This window comes from Hydrogenophaga sp. BPS33 (assembly GCF_009859475.1).
Lineage (GTDB): Bacteria > Pseudomonadota > Gammaproteobacteria > Burkholderiales > Burkholderiaceae_C > Hydrogenophaga.
Genome location: NZ_CP044549.1, coordinates 2,062,636 through 2,080,415, shown reverse-complemented (window position 1 = coordinate 2,080,415; position 17,780 = coordinate 2,062,636). Strand labels below are relative to the sequence as shown.

Annotated in this window: 9 protein-coding genes; 1 reads left to right on the top strand and 8 read right to left on the bottom strand. The window is 65.9% G+C overall.

The window, feature by feature from the left end:
• Positions 1–190 precede the first annotated feature (190 nt).
• Positions 191–5,800 (top strand): calcium-binding protein, encoded by a 5,610-nt coding sequence (locus F9K07_RS09775; RefSeq protein WP_159592114.1) that lies wholly within the window; start codon positions 191–193, stop codon positions 5,798–5,800.
• A 23-nt stretch (positions 5,801–5,823) separates the two neighbouring features.
• Here F9K07_RS09775 and F9K07_RS09770 read toward each other — a convergent pair whose 3' ends face one another.
• The 8 genes from F9K07_RS09770 to F9K07_RS09735 all read right to left on the bottom strand — a co-directional run bounded on the left by F9K07_RS09770 (position 5,824) and on the right by F9K07_RS09735 (position 17,759).
• Positions 5,824–6,834 (bottom strand): Bug family tripartite tricarboxylate transporter substrate binding protein, encoded by a 1,011-nt coding sequence (locus tag F9K07_RS09770; protein WP_159592111.1) that lies wholly within the window; start codon positions 6,832–6,834, stop codon positions 5,824–5,826.
• Between the two features lie 41 nt (positions 6,835–6,875).
• On the bottom strand, positions 6,876–8,108 hold the full coding sequence (locus F9K07_RS09765) for an FAD-dependent monooxygenase (RefSeq protein WP_159592108.1): 1,233 nt from the start codon (positions 8,106–8,108) through the stop codon (positions 6,876–6,878).
• Positions 8,109–8,158: 50 nt separating this feature from the next.
• Positions 8,159–10,264, bottom strand: a complete 2,106-nt coding sequence (locus F9K07_RS09760) for a hypothetical protein (RefSeq protein ID WP_159592105.1) — start codon at positions 10,262–10,264, stop codon at positions 8,159–8,161.
• A 57-nt stretch (positions 10,265–10,321) separates the two neighbouring features.
• Complete coding sequence (locus tag F9K07_RS09755; RefSeq protein ID WP_159592102.1) at positions 10,322–10,777, bottom strand: hypothetical protein; 456 nt, start codon at positions 10,775–10,777, stop codon at positions 10,322–10,324.
• 118 nt (positions 10,778–10,895) lie between these two features.
• A complete protein-coding gene (locus F9K07_RS09750; RefSeq protein WP_159592099.1) occupies positions 10,896–14,483 on the bottom strand; it encodes a hypothetical protein in 3,588 nt (1,195 codons plus the stop codon).
• A gap of 119 nt (positions 14,484–14,602) precedes the next feature.
• On the bottom strand, positions 14,603–15,655 hold the full coding sequence (locus tag F9K07_RS09745) for a VWA domain-containing protein (protein ID WP_159596884.1): 1,053 nt from the start codon (positions 15,653–15,655) through the stop codon (positions 14,603–14,605).
• Between the two features lie 23 nt (positions 15,656–15,678).
• Entirely contained in the window at positions 15,679–16,755 is a 1,077-nt protein-coding gene (locus tag F9K07_RS09740) for a DUF58 domain-containing protein (protein WP_159596883.1), read from the bottom strand.
• Between the two features lie 2 nt (positions 16,756–16,757).
• The gene (locus tag F9K07_RS09735; protein WP_159592096.1) at positions 16,758–17,759 is read right to left on the bottom strand and encodes an AAA family ATPase; all 1,002 of its coding nucleotides are present in this window, start codon (positions 17,757–17,759) and stop codon (positions 16,758–16,760) included.
• Positions 17,760–17,780: the final 21 nt, after the last annotated feature.

Here is a 17,780-nt window from a genome sequence, read left to right as displayed (position 1 = left end):
TTCAGACGGCACTCCCGTTCCTCCAGAATTGCAGCGGGACCTTGCCGAACAATGGGACAAAAGAATGGAGGAAATGCGCGAGATGCTTCCTCCCGAATACAGAATCGATCTGCCGAAACCCCCAGGTATAGACGCTGTTTCGAACTCATTTTTCAACTCCGCCCGCAACTTCACCCTCCCCCGAGACCCCTTGGTCCTGGACCTCGACGGCGATGGCCTCGAACTCACTGCCGCCAGCAGCAACCTCCTGTTCGACCACGACGCCGACGGCATCAAGACGGGCACCGGCTGGGCGGCCGCAGACGACGGTTTTCTCGTGCGCGATCTCAACGGCAACGGCCTCATCGATTCCGGTCACGAACTCTTTGGCGACAGCACCCTCAAGCGCGACGGTCAACGCGCCCGCAACGGCTTTGACGCGCTCGCCGACCTGGACACCAACGCCGACGGCCAGATCACCAGCGCCGATGCCGCGTGGAGCCAATTGCAAGTCTGGCGCGACCTCAACCAGGACGGCTTCAGCCAGAGCAACGAACTCCATTGGCTCGACGCGTTGAACATCACCGGAATCGGCGTAAACGGCAGCACCACAGGTCCGCAAGCCGGGCAGACGCTCAACAACAACCGCGTTGCCCTCAGCACCACCTACACGCAAGCCGGCACCAGCCGCACCGTCGGTGCGATCGACCTGGACGCCAACCCCTTCTTCTCCCATATCCCAACCGAGCAAGTCGACGACACCGGCCAACCCGTCACGCTCACCGAAGCCGCTATGGCATTGCCGCAGATGAACGGCTCGGGCATGGTGCGCAACCTGCGCGCGGCCATGAGCCAGAGCGGCGCAGCGGCCGATGAACTCGAAGCGGCACTCGCCGCCTATGCCGCAGCCCCCACGCGAGACGCCCAGCTCGCCGCGCTCGGTGGCCTGATCACCGAATGGGCTCAGACCTCCAGCTACTGGCGCGAGCTGGAGGACTACCTGGGCGGCAGCGTCACCCTGACCCCGCCAGCAGGCATGAGCAAGGCCGAGTACCGCAGGATCGTGGCCGTGCTCGAAGCCTTCAACGGCAGCCGCTTCTTCGGCGCGCAGGGCCAGGCCATGCCCGCAGGACAGTCTGCGAAGACCGCCAACGGCGAAACCCAATACACCATCGCCCCACCCGCCGCACAGACCGCGCTGCTGCAGGAGGCCTACGCCGCGCTCAAGGACAGCGTGTACTCGGCCCTGGTCGCGCAGACACGATTGAAGCCGTATCTGGAGGCCGTCGAACTGCGCATCGACGACAGCGGCGTGTCCTTCGACACCAGCGCCATGGCGCAGTTGCTGCAGCAGCACTACGCCGCATCGCCTGGGTCCGGTGTGGAAGACCTTGTGGAGCTGATGCGCTTTGCCGGCGACACCCTGCGCGCCGTGGACTTCAATGCCATCGAGATGTTGAGCAGTTGGTCCGGCGCCTGGCCCGTCGACTCCCCGCTCCATGCGCACCTGAGGCAACTCGGCGTGATCACGACAGGGGAAGCAGAGGGTGGCGCGGACGCCGGCATCTATCTGGGCCTCGCCAACAACAACCGTTTTTCGGGCGGCGACGGCGACGACTGGCTCGACGGCGGCGCAGGCCGTGACGTCTTGCGCGGCGGCAGCGGCAGCGACGTGCTTCGGGGCGGGGATGGCGACGACAGCCTGTATGCCGGCACCCATCCCTTGAAGGCGCATGCGGGCGCATCGGACGTGCTCGATGGCGGTGCGGGCAACGACGACCTGTGGGGCGACTACGGCAGCCAGACCTATTGGTTCGGCCGCGGCGACGGACAGGACACGATCGGAAACTGGAAGGACCCCGCAGCCCTCCAAGAACAGGATGTCCTGCGCTTCAAGGACGGCATCGCGCCGAGCGATGTCGCGGTCAGCAGGAGGGGGGACGACCTGGTCCTGCGCCTGCACAACAGCACGGACCAGGTCACGGTGCAGGACTACCTCCACCAAGGCCCCACTTCGCGACAAGGCTACGCGCTCGATGCCATCCGCTTCAGCGACGGCACGGGCTGGGACCCGGCACACATCCAGCACATGCTGCTGCAGGGCAGCGAGGGCGACGACGGGATCTATGGCTACGAGACGCCCGATGTGATCGATGGCCTGGGCGGGGACGACAAGATCGAGGGCAACGAGGGAGACGACCAGCTCTGCGGCGGCGCGGGCAACGACACCCTGTACGGCGGCCTCGGCCACAACCGGCTCGACGGCGGCGCGGGCAACGACGTGCTGTACGGCGGTGACCTGGACGTGCTCCTGGGTGGCGAAGGTGACGACCGGCTGTATGCGGGGCAGATCCCCGAGTCGGCACATCCCGGGATGGCGGACAGCCTCGATGGTGGCAAGGGCAACGACTTCCTGCGAGGCGGCCAGGGCAGCCAGACCTACCTGTTCGGGCGCGGCGACGGGCAGGACACGATCGACAACGCGGCCGACGACTGGGGGCATGTCGACACCGCCGAGGGCAAGCAGGACGTGCTGCAGTTCAAGCCCGGCATCGCGCCCAGCGACGTGAAGCTCTACCGCCGTGGCGATGAGCTGTGGGTCCGGCTCGACGGCGGCGCCGACACGGTCACCGTGAAGCGCTTTTTTGAGCAGGATAGCGCCCTGGCGCACCCCTACGCGCTCGACGCCATCCGCTTCGACGACGGCACGGCCTGGAGCCTGGCGCAGGTCAAGGCCCAGCTGCTGCAAGGCACGCCAGACCATGACTGGCTGCAAGGATATGCCGACGACGACACGATCGCTGGCGGCGATGGCGACGACGACCTCACCGGTGGAGCCGGCATGAACACGCTGGAAGGTGGCCGGGGCTCGGACTGGTTCGAGCTCGCCGGCGCCCGGGACGAACTGGTGTTTTCGCTGGGCGATGGCAAAGACGTTGTGACCGCCGGCTGGCGCGACGCGGAACTGGAAGACAGCGCCGTGGTGCGCATCCGGCTGCAAGGGGTGTCCTCCCACGGCGCGCTGGGCCTGACGTTTGGCGACACGTTTGGCGACGCGAACAACCGCTCGGCCTTTGTGACGTACGGCGACCAGGTCGATCAGATCGAGTTCCGGGACTGGCCGGGCTCGCGCGGGCGTTGGGCCAACACGCTGTTCGCGTTCGACGATGGACAAGAGCGCAGCTTGCTGGACCTGTTGCAGGCGCAGGGCAACAGCGAACAGAACGATGAGATCTACGGCCCCGAGTTCGCCATGACGTTGCACGGCGGGGCCGGGGACGACGTGTTCCGCGCGCGCAGCACGGAGAACGTGTTCGAAGGCCGCGCGGGCAACGACGAGCTCATCGGCACGGCCACCTACCGCTTCGCCCATGGCTGGGGGCACGATGTGCTGGACCCGGGCCAAGGCACTACCACGCTGGACTTCTCCGGCGCACTGGCCAGCACGGACGTGGTGTTCGCGCGCTTCATCGGCACCCTATCCCAGGAGATGATCCGCATCGAATCCGTCAAGGACGGCAGCACGGTGGTCATGCCCGCAAGCGGGGCCTACCAGTGGGTGTTCTCGGACAAGGTACTCGATGTACTGGAGGGTGCAAGCCTGCGCTTCGATGGCGGCGATGTGCTGCGCCAGTACCCATTCTGGGCGCGCCAGAACGATTTCTCGGTGCGGTCTGCCGACGGCAGCCACCGCGTGCTCGACGGCCAGGGCGGTCACGACACGCTGGACAGCCGCCGCTGGCGGCTGGCAGACCCCATGCCGTTCCAACAAGCGGGCGGCCCGTGGTTCGACGAGGACGCGTACTGGCTCCAGGGCGGTGACGGTCACGACACGCTGTACGGTGCGCAGGGCGACACCCTGGAAGGCGGTCGTGGCAACGACCATCTGGTGCAACACGCGAACACGCACGAAGGCACGCCCGACACCACCATCCGCCTGGCCCTGGGCGACGGCCAGGACACCTGGTCTTCCCCATCCCAGGCCGATTCGCTGGACCGCACCGTGTTTGCATTCGCCGACGGCGTGGCGCCCGAAAGCGTGTGGGCGCAATGGACGCGCGCGACCGACTCGCCCGACAGCACGTACAACCTCGTGCTGCACTATGGCGACCAAGGTGATCGCATCACCTTGATCGACGCAGTGTCCCTCCAGCAAAAGGGTGCGCTGTCCACCGCCCGCGTGCGCTTCGCCGACGGCACGCAAGTTCAGCTCCACACGCTGATTGCACCTGAGCACATCACGCCCGACACCCAGGGCGACGACGTGGTTCTGGGCACGAGGGGATCGGACCTCATCACCTCGGGCACCGGCAACGACCGGATCGTCCTGGACCGTGGAGACACGTACGTCTACCACCAGGGCCATGGCAACGACGTGATCGACACCGTGAGCGGCACCATTCGGCTGGCCGATGTGACGGACGCCGCGCAGGTCCAGATCAGCTGGACACACGAGGGGGACACCGGCAAGGGCATCAACACCTGGCACATCACCACCACCCACAGCGCGGACACCTTGCGTATTCGATTCGCCGACGGTCTATCCACGCCCTCGCTCCTGCTGGGCGATGGCACGCCCCTGCCGGTGCGCGAGCGGTCCTGGTACGGCACCGAAGGCGACGACACCCACGCCGGGGACAGCCGGCACTCGGACCTGTACGGCCTGGGTGGCAACGACAACCTCAACGGCGGCGCTGGCAACGACCTGCTGGTGGGCAGCTGGGGCAACGACACGCTCACCGGCGGCGAAGGCGATGACGTCTTCCTCTACGCGCGAGGCGATGGCGCCGATTGGCTGGACGTCCAGGACGTGACCACTTCGGTGGACACACTTCGCCTGGACAAGGGCATCCTGGAAACCGATGTGGCACTGGCCCGGGTTGACAAGCACCTGCAGGTGGTCGTGCGCGGCGAGCCGGGCACGGTGTGGATCAAGAACCACTTTCAGGACGGATCGGTTTCATCCGGCGGACAGCCGATGGACCGCAAGCTCGACCGCATCGAATTCGCCTCGGGCGCGGCCTGGGATCTGGCGACGATCGAGAGCCGGGTGAACCGCATCGAGACCAACCAGCGCCCCGACGTCAAGATCGGCATACCGCTCCTGAAAGCGACGGCGGACCGTAGCTTCAGCTACACGGTACCCGTCAACACGGTGGTGGACCCCAACCCTTGGGACATGGTCAATTACGCCGTGAAGATGCCCAACGGCAGCGCCGTGCCGGCCTGGTTAAAGTTCGACGCGACCACCCGCACACTGAGCGCGACGCCCGCAGCGGCCGACGTAGGCTCCCTGCAATTCGTGCTGTGGGGTGCGGATGCCTTTGGCTATGCGGTGGGGCAGTACGTGACGCTGCAGGTGAGCGCGGCACCAGCGCCGCCAGCCCCTGTCGCCCGCATGACAGCAGCCGCCAGCGTGCCAGAGGCCCGGGCCGCGGCATTGCCACTGACCGAGCCACTGCCGGCCACAGCCACCGCCCTGGAAAAGGCCATGGCCGGATACCCCATCACGGAGCCCTTCAGGCCAGGGTCGGCGCTGTGGCACGAGATCGCGGAAACAGTAGGCATGAGTTCGGTCCAGGCGCAACGCATGAGGGCGCAACGCGAGCGCGAAGCCGCCCAACAGCTCCAGGCCGCGCCGCTGGTGTCCGCCGCCTCCTCTGGCCCCCAGACGGAGATGCAGATGGAGGTCGAGCGCATGGTGCGCGCCATGCAGGCGTTCTGTCCGTCTCCCGATTCCGGCGCTTTCTCGCACACGCCGCTGCAAGACCCTCACAGAGGCAGCCTGCAGCCCCCGGTGATCGCCGTCGGGCCGTATTGACGCGGCGCGCCGGCCGGGCCGGGTCAGCCCGGCTGGATGTTGTTGCGCTTGATGACTTCGGACATGGCGGCCGTGTCGCTCTTGATGCGGCGCGCCAGGCCTTCGGGGCCGGTGCCGGTGACTTGCCAGCCCTGGCCAAACAGTTTCTGCCGGATGTCTTCGCGCCGCACGATCTCGGTGAGCAGCGTGGCCAGACGGTTCACATGGACCTTGGGCAGGCTGTTGGGCGCGGCCACGGCGTTCCAGATTTCCAGCTGGAAGTCGCGCACGCCGGCCTCGGTGAGGCTGGGCACGTCGGGCACCAGGCTGCTGCGGCCGGCGGACGTGACGCCAATGGCCTTGAGCTTGTTGGCACGCACCTGCGGCATCACCAGGCCCGGCGGCAGCAGCGACATTTGCACCTGCCCGCCCATCATCGCGGCGATCACTTGCGGGTTGCCTGGGTACGGCACGTGCACTGGTGCAATGCCTGCGCGCGACTTGAGCAGTTCCATGCCGAGGTGGGCCACGGTACCCACACCGGGGGTGCCGTAGTTCCATTTGTCACCCGCGGCGCGCGCAGCCGCGATGTAGGCGGCACCGCTCTCGCCCACCGTGGCAGGCACGGCCAGCACCAGCGGCGCCACGGCGATGAGCGAGACCGGCGTCAGGTCCTTGATGGGGTCGTAGGTCGTGGCGGGGTTGAGGATCTTGGCGATGGTCATGTTGCCGTTGATCATCAAGCCGATGGTGTGGTCGTCGTCGGCACGCGCCACCAGCGCAGCGGCGATGTTGCCGCCCGCGCCGGGGCGGTTCTCGACGATCACCGGCTGGCCCAGCGCCTGCGACAGCGGTTCGGCCAACAGGCGCGCGGTGAGGTCGGGCGAAGAGCCACCGGGGAATCCCACCACCATCTTGATGGGCCGGTTGGGCCAGGCGGCCGCGCCAGCCTGGGCCAGCGCGACGCCGGGCAGCGCGGTGGCGGCCACGAGGGCGGCTGCCGTGGCCAGGGCGTGGCGGCGGGTCGAGAGAACGGGGGAGTTGGGTGCGGTCATGGTGTTGTCTGCCTCGGTTCTGGGGAAAAAACAGGCGCCGCTCAAGGAGCGGCTTCGGGCTCGGGTGGCCCGTCGTAGAGCCAGGTATTGTCCAGCAAACGTTCGCCGAGCAATTCCATGGCCCGATCGCGTGCCCAGCGCAGCGCACCCTGGGCGTGAAAGACGGTGCCGTTGCGCCGCGAGATCCGTTGCACGCGCGCGTTGCGTTGCCAACGGGTTGCCGCGTAATGCGCGAACAGCGTGGACCAATCCACGCCGCGTTCGCCGGCCTTCGCATGCCCATCCGCCAGCAAGCGCCCGATCGTCCACGCGTCTTCGATCGCCATGGCCGCTCCCTGCGCGAGATACGGCCGCATCGGATGGGCCGCATCGCCCAGCAAAGCCACGCGGCCCTGGGCCTGTTCGCTGGCGCTTTGCATCGGCGCGCGGTCGTGCAAGGGCCACAAGGTCCAGTCGGGCACGGTCTCCAGCAGCGTCAGGAGGTCGTCGCACGCCGGGCCCATGGCTTGCCGCAGATCGGCCGCGCGGGCTTCGTGCGTCCAGGTCGTGGCATCGGTGTCGCTCGCCCTGAGGCTGCCTTCGACCACCGCCACCACATTGATCCAATCGCCCTGTTTCACCGGGTAGTGCACCACGTGCAGCCGTGGCCCCAGCCAGGCCGTCACGTGGTTGCCGCGCAGCGGCCCGGGCAGTTGGTCCGTGCGCAACATGCCGCGGTACGCCAAGTGCCCGGTGGCGGCTGGCGCGGGCTGCGCGCCCAGCATGTGCGCGCGCACGCGGCTCCACAAACCATCGCAGCCCATCAGGGCGTCACCGGCGACGGCTTCGCCACTCGCCAGCGTGACCCGCACGCCCGACGCATGGGCCTCGCAGGACGCGAGCGGCGCGCCCATGCGCACCTGCACCAGTTCCGGCCGCCGCCGCACGGCGCTCAGGAGCAGGCTGTGCAGGTCGGCGCGGTGCAGCGTGGCGTAGTGTTGCTGGTGGCGCGCCAGGCACATCGCGCCCAGGCGCAGGTGGCCGAGCGACTTCGCGCTGTGGGCGTCGCGCACGCGCAAGGCCTCGGGGTACGCCGCGCAGGCATGCAGCGCGTCCATCAGCCCCCATTCGGCCAGCACGCGCACGGCGTTGGGGCCGAGCTGCAGGCCCGCGCCCACCTCGTTGAATTCATCGGCTTGTTCCAGCACCACGGCGCGCACGCCCGCGCGCGCCAACGCCAACGCACAAGCCAACCCGCCAATGCCCCCGCCCGCAACGATCACTTTGTGGTTCATGGAGCGCGATTGTGCCGGGTTCCGCCCGGGTTGCTACTTCGAAAACGCGCTCACCATGCGTCAGGCTCTTCCCCTTGCAATGCCTGCGGTGTCGCGCTCTGAACAGGTGTCTGTGGCAACCACAGCGCACCCCAGTCAGGCGTTTGGGGCAATGCCGCGCTCTGCTGAACTTGTGCGGTGCCGCGCGCGGGGATCTGAAACTCGAGGCGCTGCACCGTCGCGTTGTTCGGTGCTGGCTCTGACAAACCGCTACCGCTCGCGAACATGTCATCGTGCAGCCACTGCGAACTGGCCAGCGGTTCCAGATCCTCCCCTTGATAAGGATTGGAGCCAAACTCACCCCAAACCGATTCCACCCAATCGTCGGGGTCCCTTGACCCGGATGACGGTGCCACGAGAAGCTGATGGAACATCGCGATGGTGGCACCCGTGCTCAGACGCCTGCCGTCCAACTCTTCCCCCGCCCGCTGCGCCATGACTTGGCCCAGCGCATCCATCGCGGGTGAGCGGAGTTCGTCGATGACAGTGTTCCAGAACGCTTGCTCGCTACCCCATTCATGAGAAGCGCCGCTTGCACACACGATGGCGGTTTCCTGCAGTTTGATGAACAAGCCTTCCACGCGCTGCGAAGGTTCCAACGTGAGATCACGCGTGCTCGGCAACCCGACCAGCCATGCCATGCGACTCATAAAGTCTCTCAAGCCTGCGGCTGTGCCCGTGTCGCACGCCGCCATGGCTTGGGTTGCCGCGCTTCTCACAGCCGTGTTGTTGAGCTGCCCGGAATCGCTTGGCCAGCCCGGCAACGTGCGCTGGAACGACGGCTGTTGATGGGGCAAGTGCGGAGGCAGGTGATGTGGTGCGACGGATCCCAAAGTCGGCGGGAGACTTGCCGGCGACAAGATCGGATGCCCGGCGGACATCGGCGCAACGAAGTTGGGGAGCGGCGCGCCCGAAATCTCGGGCGCCTGGATCGGCGTCTGCTCCACGACGTGTCGTACACGTTTGTCGAGCCACCCCATTTCGAACAATCTGGGTCCCTTGTCGTCGAGGACTGCCTGCGCCCTTGCGCGCAACGGTAGCTTTAACCAGGCAGGAACGCCCTCGAAATCGCCGAGGGCATCGGCCATTCGCGGAGAACAGTACGCTGGCACGATCGCAGAAAGGATCTGCTGCAGGAACACGTGCTTGTCCGAACTGTCGTACACCTTTTCCCAGATGTCGAACAACTTGACCAACGCCCTGCGCATTGCCTCATGGCTCCTTTGTGCTTCGACTCCGCTCCCGTTCCAAGGTGGAGCAATCCAGCTGAGGTGCCCCACCGTGGCGCAGAGTGCACCCATGCGTTGCTCTGGAATGACCACACTCGAAGCGTAGTGGGTGACGATGCCCTCATAACTCAGGCCAGTCCGCCCGATCTGGAATCGCAAACTGGCGTACCACGGCGTAACGAACGAGTCTTTCGAGCGGTATGCGTGACATGCGCCCATCATGCTGGAGCTGATAGGAGCGCCAAAATCCCACATGGCCCGCATCACGGCGGATCGTTTTTTTTGGGAGCCATGGCCAGTGTCCATTTCCAGCACGCGCAACTTGAAGCCCAGGGCCTTGAGCACCGTTCCAGCAGCCTCCAGTTGGTTTGCGGAAAACAACTTTTCCAATGCTTTGCCAGCGCTCGACACCGCCTCGGTCGGCGTGGTGTTGGTCAGGGCAATGAATACGGCGGCGCGTTGGGCTTCCTCCAACATATCCGTGACAAAGGCGACTTGCCCAACGGAAGGCAAGATCTGAGCGCCGAAACCGCTGGGCGTCGTGTCTGTTCGGGACGGCAGTCCCTGCGGCACTTGGACTTCACCCGCCTTGTAGCGTTTGACATTTTCTTCAGCACCTTCTGGCTCGCGCGTCCGCTTCTGTGCGGTCGTGGTCGTCGTCGGGCTCGAACTCACGATCGGAACGCTCAAAACCACCTGGAAGGGCGTCTGTGTTCGAAATGCGGCCTGGCGGTATTGCACCCAAGGCGGCAGTTGGTCTGCGACGTCAGGCCGTACATGGCCGACGTTGGCCAGCGGCGTCGGCCACCCCGTGTCTGGCGCTGTTTGCGCAGGGTTCGGCATCCGCTGTGGTGGCCCGCCGCTCTTGGGGAAATGGGTTGAGTTCAAGCCGCGGTTTCCAGGACGCACTCCAGACACCTCGCGCGGAAAACGCACACAGTGAGGTCAACCCGCTGCAGTGTTGGCGACGCACTCGAACCAGGTGGAAACAACGCCCGAGGGTTCGAGCACTCCATCGTCGGAAGGTGGGTTGGCCTCAGACAGCGCAACTGCCAACTGGCGTGCGAACGTCACGTGCGCGCCCAATTCCGCGGTGAATGCGGCCTCGTCCAACCCGACCGCGTCCACCGTGCGAAGCGCCGTCACCAAGCCCGTCTCTTCGGCCACCAACACACGCTTGCGGCCCCGCACCGGCTGCGGCTCTTCTGTGCCACCGTCGACAGTCACGCTGTGGCTGCCCGCTTCGCCCACCGCGCTCAAGAAATGGATCTGCATGGCGGAGGGGTCTTCGACGATATTGACCACCACATCGGGCAGCACGCTCAGCACAAAGGTGCCACGCTCGTCTGGCACCCACCCACCCGCGCGGGGCAACAACTGGTCGAGGAGATGGGATGTCATGCTCATGGTGTTCATCCTTGCGGTTGAGCCGCGCTGGGTTGTGGAAGCGTGTGGGCAGCAACGCCCAGGACAGGATGCGTGACGCGCACCCAGCGCAGGTTCCCTGCACCCTTGCCTGTCAATCGTCCAGGAACCCGTTCAACCAGGCGCTGGGGCTTTCCGGCACGGGTTTCTGGGGCGCCGACGTGCCAGGCGTGGGTGGCAGTCCCAGCATGGAACCGCGGGACTGTGCATACCTGTCGTTCTGCGCCCGTTGCTCCAACGCCTGTGGCGTCTCGGGTGGCTCCGTCAGAACGGAATCCAACCATGCGTTCGCGTCATTCGTGTCGTTGCGCGCGGACAGGGATGCCCGGGCACCGCCTCCCGCTCCAACGCCAACGCGAGCCGAATTGAACCGCTCAATGAGGGCAGCCGCATCCGGATGCCCCCTCAGCTCGGTTTGCGCCAACGCCACCATGGCCCGCCGCAGCACCGCCCTCTGGGGCGAACCCATTTCATTCGCGACGTCGCTCCAGAACTCGCTTTCGCTGCGCCATTCCTGCGACGCACCTCTTGCGCACTGTTCGGCCATGCCCGTCAGATTGACGAACACCCCGGCCAACCGCTCAGAGGGCGTGTGCGCGAATTGGCGTGTCTTGGGCAGTTGGGCCAGCGATGCCATCTGCCCGAGATACATCCGCAGCCCCGCGCGTGTGCTCAAGTCGGCCTCCACCATGGCCTGGCGGGCCAGTTGTTTCACGATGCTGTTGTTCAGGCGACGGCTATCGGCTTGCAAGGCCCCCAGCGCTTCGAAGAAAGTGGGGGCCTGGTTGGGAGCCCGCAGAGAACCGTCTCGAGCGGGCGCGCAGGACATATTCCCCTGCGTCTGGGACAGATGGTTTCTCGGCGTGGCCTGTGGCTTGGAGGGCGGCATGAACACGGTGCTGGAAGGGTTTCGAATTTCGCCGTCTCTGGCTTGTTTGGCCTGGGGCGCCGCGACTTCCGTTTCGCGCTGCCGCTTCTGGGCTGTGCTCGGCACGGAGGAAATTTCGCGCTGTTCGGAGAGAACCAAAGGAGTGGCGCTGGTGGACGAGGCCGGTGCGCCCATGCTTCCAGTTACCACATTGCTTCGTGTGAACAAGGCAGAGATGTAGCTGGAACTTGCCGTGACCGACACAGCTGTGGTCATGGCCATGGAGTCGGAGTCGGGCTCCAAGTCAGTTTCGGCGACGGATTGGACGGAGGGGGCACCCCCGAGGGGCAGGGTCTGCGCGTGCAAGCTACCTGAAGAAACGACATCCTCACTGGCTGGCAGACCCAGCAGCGCGGCGGGCGTGTACGCCGACAGGGCATGCGATGCTGCAGTTTGCCTGCGTTGGTCGAAGGGGAACAGCCTGGGACGGGGATCGTCCACGACCTCCTGCGCCTTCTTTCGAAGCGGGGCATCCAACCAGAGAGGCAGCACTTCAAGGGCGAGCAGGCTGTCGGCCAGTCGCAACGAACAATAGGCCGGGGCAATAGCGGCCAGAATATCGTCTCGGAACGCCCGCTGCTCCGCAAGGGATCTCAGCGCAGCGTACGCATTCACGCAGATGTCGAGCGCTTTCTTCACGGTCACATCCATCAGGTCGAGTTCCTTTTTTGCTTGACGAGGCCGCGTCTTGGGCGAAGGTTGAGCGATCCAACTAAGCTGCGCGATCAGGGATTTCAACGCGTCTCGGCGCATCACAGCATTGCGCAAGCCCGGCGCCCAGTGGTCAACGACCCCCTTATGCCAGACTAGCCGTTCCAATTTCTCCAAAAAACGCAACGCTAGGCGCCAAGATGAGGACGGCGTCAGACGCGAGTAAAAGTCACTTGCCCCTCTGAGGTGAGCAGGTATAGGGGAAAGGAAATGGTCCATCCTGTTGCACAGATCCAACCCCCTCTCCTTTTCCTCGCCCAGGTCTGCGAGCAGCCAGACGTCGATTTTTTTCACAAGAGGCTCAAGCACCTGCCCCGCAGCTTCCAGTTGGTTCTCGCCCAGCAGCCGAGCGAACTCCCCCCCGACCATGAGCACGGCATCGGTGGGGGTGGCGTTGGCCAACGCCAAAAGGCTGTAGGCGGGTGGGCTCAATGGAGGGACGCTGATAGACAAGGTCGGTGCGCCCATGCCCCCAGTGGCAAGATCCATTCGCGAGGTCAAGTCCAGCAAACCGAAAGGGGTGGAAGTGGACATTGCCAGGACCGACAACGGTGTGGTGTCGACCAAGGCCATGGAGTTGACGACGGATGGGTCAGAGGGGGGCTGGACCACCAGCTCGGCTGACGTGTACGCCGGCAGAAGCTGTGACGGTGCAGCTGGCCTCGACTTGTCGAAGGGGAACAGCCGGGGACCGGGATCGTCGATGAGTTCCTGCGCCTTCTGTCGAAGAGGGGCAGCCAACCATTGAGGCATCCCTTGAAGGGCGAGCAGGCCATCGGCCAGTTGCAACGAACAATAGGCCCGCGCAATGGCCGCCAGAATATCGTCGAGGAAGGCCTGCTGTTCTGCGCTAGATTTCAGCGCAGCATACGCATCTACCAAGATGTCGAGCGCCTTCTTCAAGGTCGCGACCATGAGCCCCACATCATTTCGGAAGCGAGCCCATGCATTGACCAAAGGTTGAGCGGTCCAACTGAGCTGCGCGATCAGGGATTTCAACGCATCTCGGCGCCTCTCAGAAACGCGAAAGTCCGGCGCCCAGTTGTCGAGGATCCCCTTATGCCAGTCAAGCCGTTCTCTATTCACCAAGAAACGCAGCTCTAGGCACCAAGGGGAAGACCATGCGAGGCTGGAACGAAAGTGACACCCCCCTCTGAGGTGAGCAGTTATCGGGGCGCGGAACGGATGCATCTTGTTGCTCAGATCCACCCCCCTCGTCCTTTCCTTGCTCGGGTCTGTGCGCAACCAGGCATCAATTTTTTTTGCCAAGGGCTCGAACATCTGCCCCGCAGCTTCCAGTTGGTCCTCGCCCAGCAGCCGAGCAAACTCCTTACCGACCATGAGCACAGCACCGGCGGGAGTGGCGTTGGCCAACGCCTCGAGGCTGTAGGCAGGTGGACCTAAAGGGGCAGCGCTGGTCGAAGAGGTCGGTGCGCTCAAGCCCAGCAAATCGGCGGATGTGAGAGTCCCCCGCACGACCGACCCAGGTCGCCCCATCGGCATCGGGAGCTGCTGAGCCTGCAGCTGAGTCGCCCGATGCGACTGCGCCAAGGTAGTCGCTGCAGGGGTGCACAAAGGCGTCGTCGACAGCAAGGCGGCTGAAGTCCACTGCATGGGTGGCGTCACCAGCACCGGCACCGGCACCGGCACCGGCACCGGGTAATGGGGCACCACGGGATGCACCACCTGCACCAGCGTGGCGCTGGGTTCCGGTTCGAGCAGCCCATCCACCCATTCTTGCGCGGCTTGCGATATCGGCGTCGACGGTGCGCCCACGTAGGCAGGTATCTGGAACAGCAGCGTGTAGGGCAGCGGGGTCGACGGAGATGACCAGGGAGATGGGGGCGCGAATTGCAGCGGGGGCGGCATCTGGGCTTGAACCTCGCCCTGATGCTGCTGCACATGGCGTGGCAGCTGCGTCGCCACACCGGGCAACACAGGACCCACGCCGCTCAGATGCATTGGCAGCCCGGTGACTTGCGGAGGGAGATTCGGAGGTACGGGAAATGCGCCGGACGGATGAGGAAGGGTGGTGCGGCTCATGCTGGGGGCTCCATGGCGGGATGGCATCTGCCATCGGCCCTGAGTGCCCCGAGGGTTGCAAGGGTTCCGCAGCCCTCAGGGGACCCCAACCCTCACGCTTTGCAAGCAGCGCGCGCGCCTCAAAGAATCCGGTTGAACCACAGCACCGACAGGCCCGCCGACAGCAGCGCGAGCAACGAGGCCGCGAGCGCAAGCAGGCCAGAGATCTCGGTTTCCTTCTTCTCCACCGTGAGGCGCGAGCTCAGGGTTTCGTAGACCTTCTTCAGGTTCTCCGCCGTGCCAGCGTAGTAGTACTCGGCCTGCGTCGTGCGGGCCACGTCCTTGAGGCTTTGTTCGTCCAGCCGCACGCGCATGGACCAGCCCTCGAAGCCGATGATTTCACCGTCGACCGTGCCCACGCCCACGGTATAGACGCGCACACCGCGATCGGCCGCCATCTTGGCGGCTTCGGCGGTGTCCACGCCGGTGGTGCGCTGGCCGTCGGTGAGCAGGATGATGGCGGCCGAGGTGTACGAGCCCGGTGCCACGGGGGTGAAGGGTTTGTCGTCGGGCTTGGGCTGGTCGAGCGCGCGGCCCTTGGGCGCAAAGGGGTCGGTGTTGCGGCTGTAGGTCATGTCGCCGAGGTTGATGCGCTGCTCGGGGAACAGCTCGGAGAGCGAGACCACGATGGCGCTGCCGATGGCAGTGGCGCGCTGCAGCTGGAACTTGTCGATCGCAGCCACCAAGTCTTCGCGGCTGAGCGTGATGGGCTGCACCACCTGCGCCGAACCGGCGAAGGCGACGATGCCGACCTTCACATGCCGGGGCAGTTCGGCCAGGAAGGCCTTGGCGGCGTTCTGCGAGGCCACGAGGCGGTTGGGTTGCACGTCTTCGGCGCGCATGCTGCCCGAGACGTCCATGGCCAGGATGATGGTCTGCTGGTTCGACGGCAGCACGATGCTGGCCATGGGCCGTGCCGAGGCCAGCAACATGATGGCAATGGCCATGAGCAGCAGCACGGGCGGCACGTGGCGGCGCCAGCCCGGGCCTTTGCCCATGGCTTCGCGCACGATCGACAGGCTCGCGTAGCGCAGCGCGGTCTGCTTGCGCCGGCGCATCAGCCACACGTAGAGCAGCACGAGCAATGGCAAGGCCAGCAGCAGCCACAGCAATTGCGGCCACAGGAAACTCACGGGCAGGTGGTTCAACCAGTTCATCATGATCGTGCTCCTTCACGTTCACGTGGACGCGCAAGGCTGTGGCGATCGCGCGTGGGCAATTGGGTGGGCATGTGCGGCACAGACGGGCCGTTGCGCGCGTGGCGTTGGCGCCCTTTGCGCAGTTCGATGAAACGCATCACGGCCTCGGCGAGGTCGTCGTCGGTAGCCAGCTCCAACGTGTCCACGCCGGCACGGCCCAGGCTCTCGCGCAGTTGCGCTTCGCGTTGCGCGGCAATGCGCGCGAAGCGCTGGCGAAAGCCGGCGTCGTGCGTGTCCACCAGCAACTGTTCGCCGGTTTCGGCATCGCGGATCGGGATGAGGCCCAGGTCGGGCAGGTCCAGTTCCAGCGGGTCGAGCAGGCGCACGGCCACCACGTCGTGCCGCCGCGCGAGTTCGCCCAGGGGCTTTTCCCAGCCGGGCTCGCTGATGAAGTCGGACACCACGAACAGCGTGCCGCGCTGGCGCACGGTGTGCAGCGCGGCACGCAGCAGGTCGGCGAGCTGGGTCACGCCGTTCTTGCGCTCGGCGTCGGTCTTCTTCGGCGGCTGCAACACCATCTGCATGATGCGCAGCACCTGCGTGCGGCCACCGCGCGCGGGCAGCACGGCGTCGACCACCGGCTCGCCGCGCGAGCCGTAGAGCACCGCACCCACCCGGTTGCCGCGGCGCCCGATCAGGCGCGCGAGCACCGCGGTGAAGTCCAGCAGCACCTGGCTCTTGCGCTGCTCGCCCGAGCCGAAGTCGACCGAGGGGCTGAGGTCGAGCAGGAACCACGCGGCCATCTCGCGGTCTTCGGTGAACACGCGCACGTGGGGCACCTGAAGGCGCGCGGTGACGTTCCAGTCGATGTGGCGCACGTCGTCGTGGTGCTGGTATTCGCGCAGGTCGGCCAGGTCCAGGCCCGAGCCGCGCATGAGGGTGCGGTAGTCGCCTTGCAGCAGGCCGTCGAGCCGGCGCAGCACGGTCCACTCCAGCCGGCGCAGCAGGGCTTCGGCGCGGCGCGCGACCGGCGTGGCCGCGGCCGCCCCGCTGGCCTGGACCTCGCCTTCCTTGCCGAAGAGCCGCGCGAACATGTTCACGCCACTTTCTTCTCGTGCTCCAGCGGCCGGGCCGGCGCTGGAATGTGTTTCATGATGCGGCCGATCAGCGCGTCGCTGCTCAAGCCTTCGGAGAGGCCTTCGTAGGAGAGCACCACGCGGTGGCGCAGCACGTCGGGCACGAGGTCGATCATGTCTTCGGGCAGCGCGTAGTTGCGCCCGCGCAGCATCGCCAGGGCGCGCGCGCCTTCCACCAGCCCGATGGTGGCGCGCGGGCTGGCGCCGAAGGTGATGAGGTGCGCCATGTCCTTGATGCCGTGCTTCTCCGGGTTGCGCGTGGCCGACACGAGCTTGACCGCGTACTGCACCAGCGAGGGGTCCACGTACACCTGGCGGCATTGCGCCTGCAAGGCGGCGAGCTGGTCGGTGGTGGCGACGGCGTTGACGTTCACCGACGGGCCGGTGACGCGCTCGACGATCACGTATTCCTCTTCGTCGCTGGGGTAGTCGACCATCACCTTCATCATGAAGCGGTCGACCTGTGCTTCGGGCAACGGGTAGGTGCCTTCGGTCTCGATCGGGTTCTGTGTGGCCATCACCAGGAACGGGTTGGGCACCTTGTGCGTGTCACCGGCGATCGTGACCTGGCGCTCCTGCATCACCTCCAGCAGCGCGCTCTGCACCTTGGCGGGCGCGCGGTTGATTTCGTCGGCCAGCAGCAGGTTGGCGAACACGGGGCCGAGCGAGGTGCTGAAGTCGCCGGTTTTCTGGTTGTAGATGCGCGTGCCCACGAGGTCGGCGGGCACGAGGTCGGGCGTGAACTGGATGCGCTTGAACTGGCCCTGCACCACGCTGGCCAGCGTCTTCACGGTCAGCGTCTTGGCCAGGCCGGGCACGCCCTCGACCAGCAGGTGGCCCTGGGCCAGCATCGCGACCATGACGCGTTCGAGGAACCGGTCCTGCCCGACCACCACGCGCTTGACCTCGTACAGGATCTGCTCCATGAGCTGGGCGGTGTCGGGGGCGTTGCTTTGGTCCATGGAGCGCTCCTGTGAAGAAAG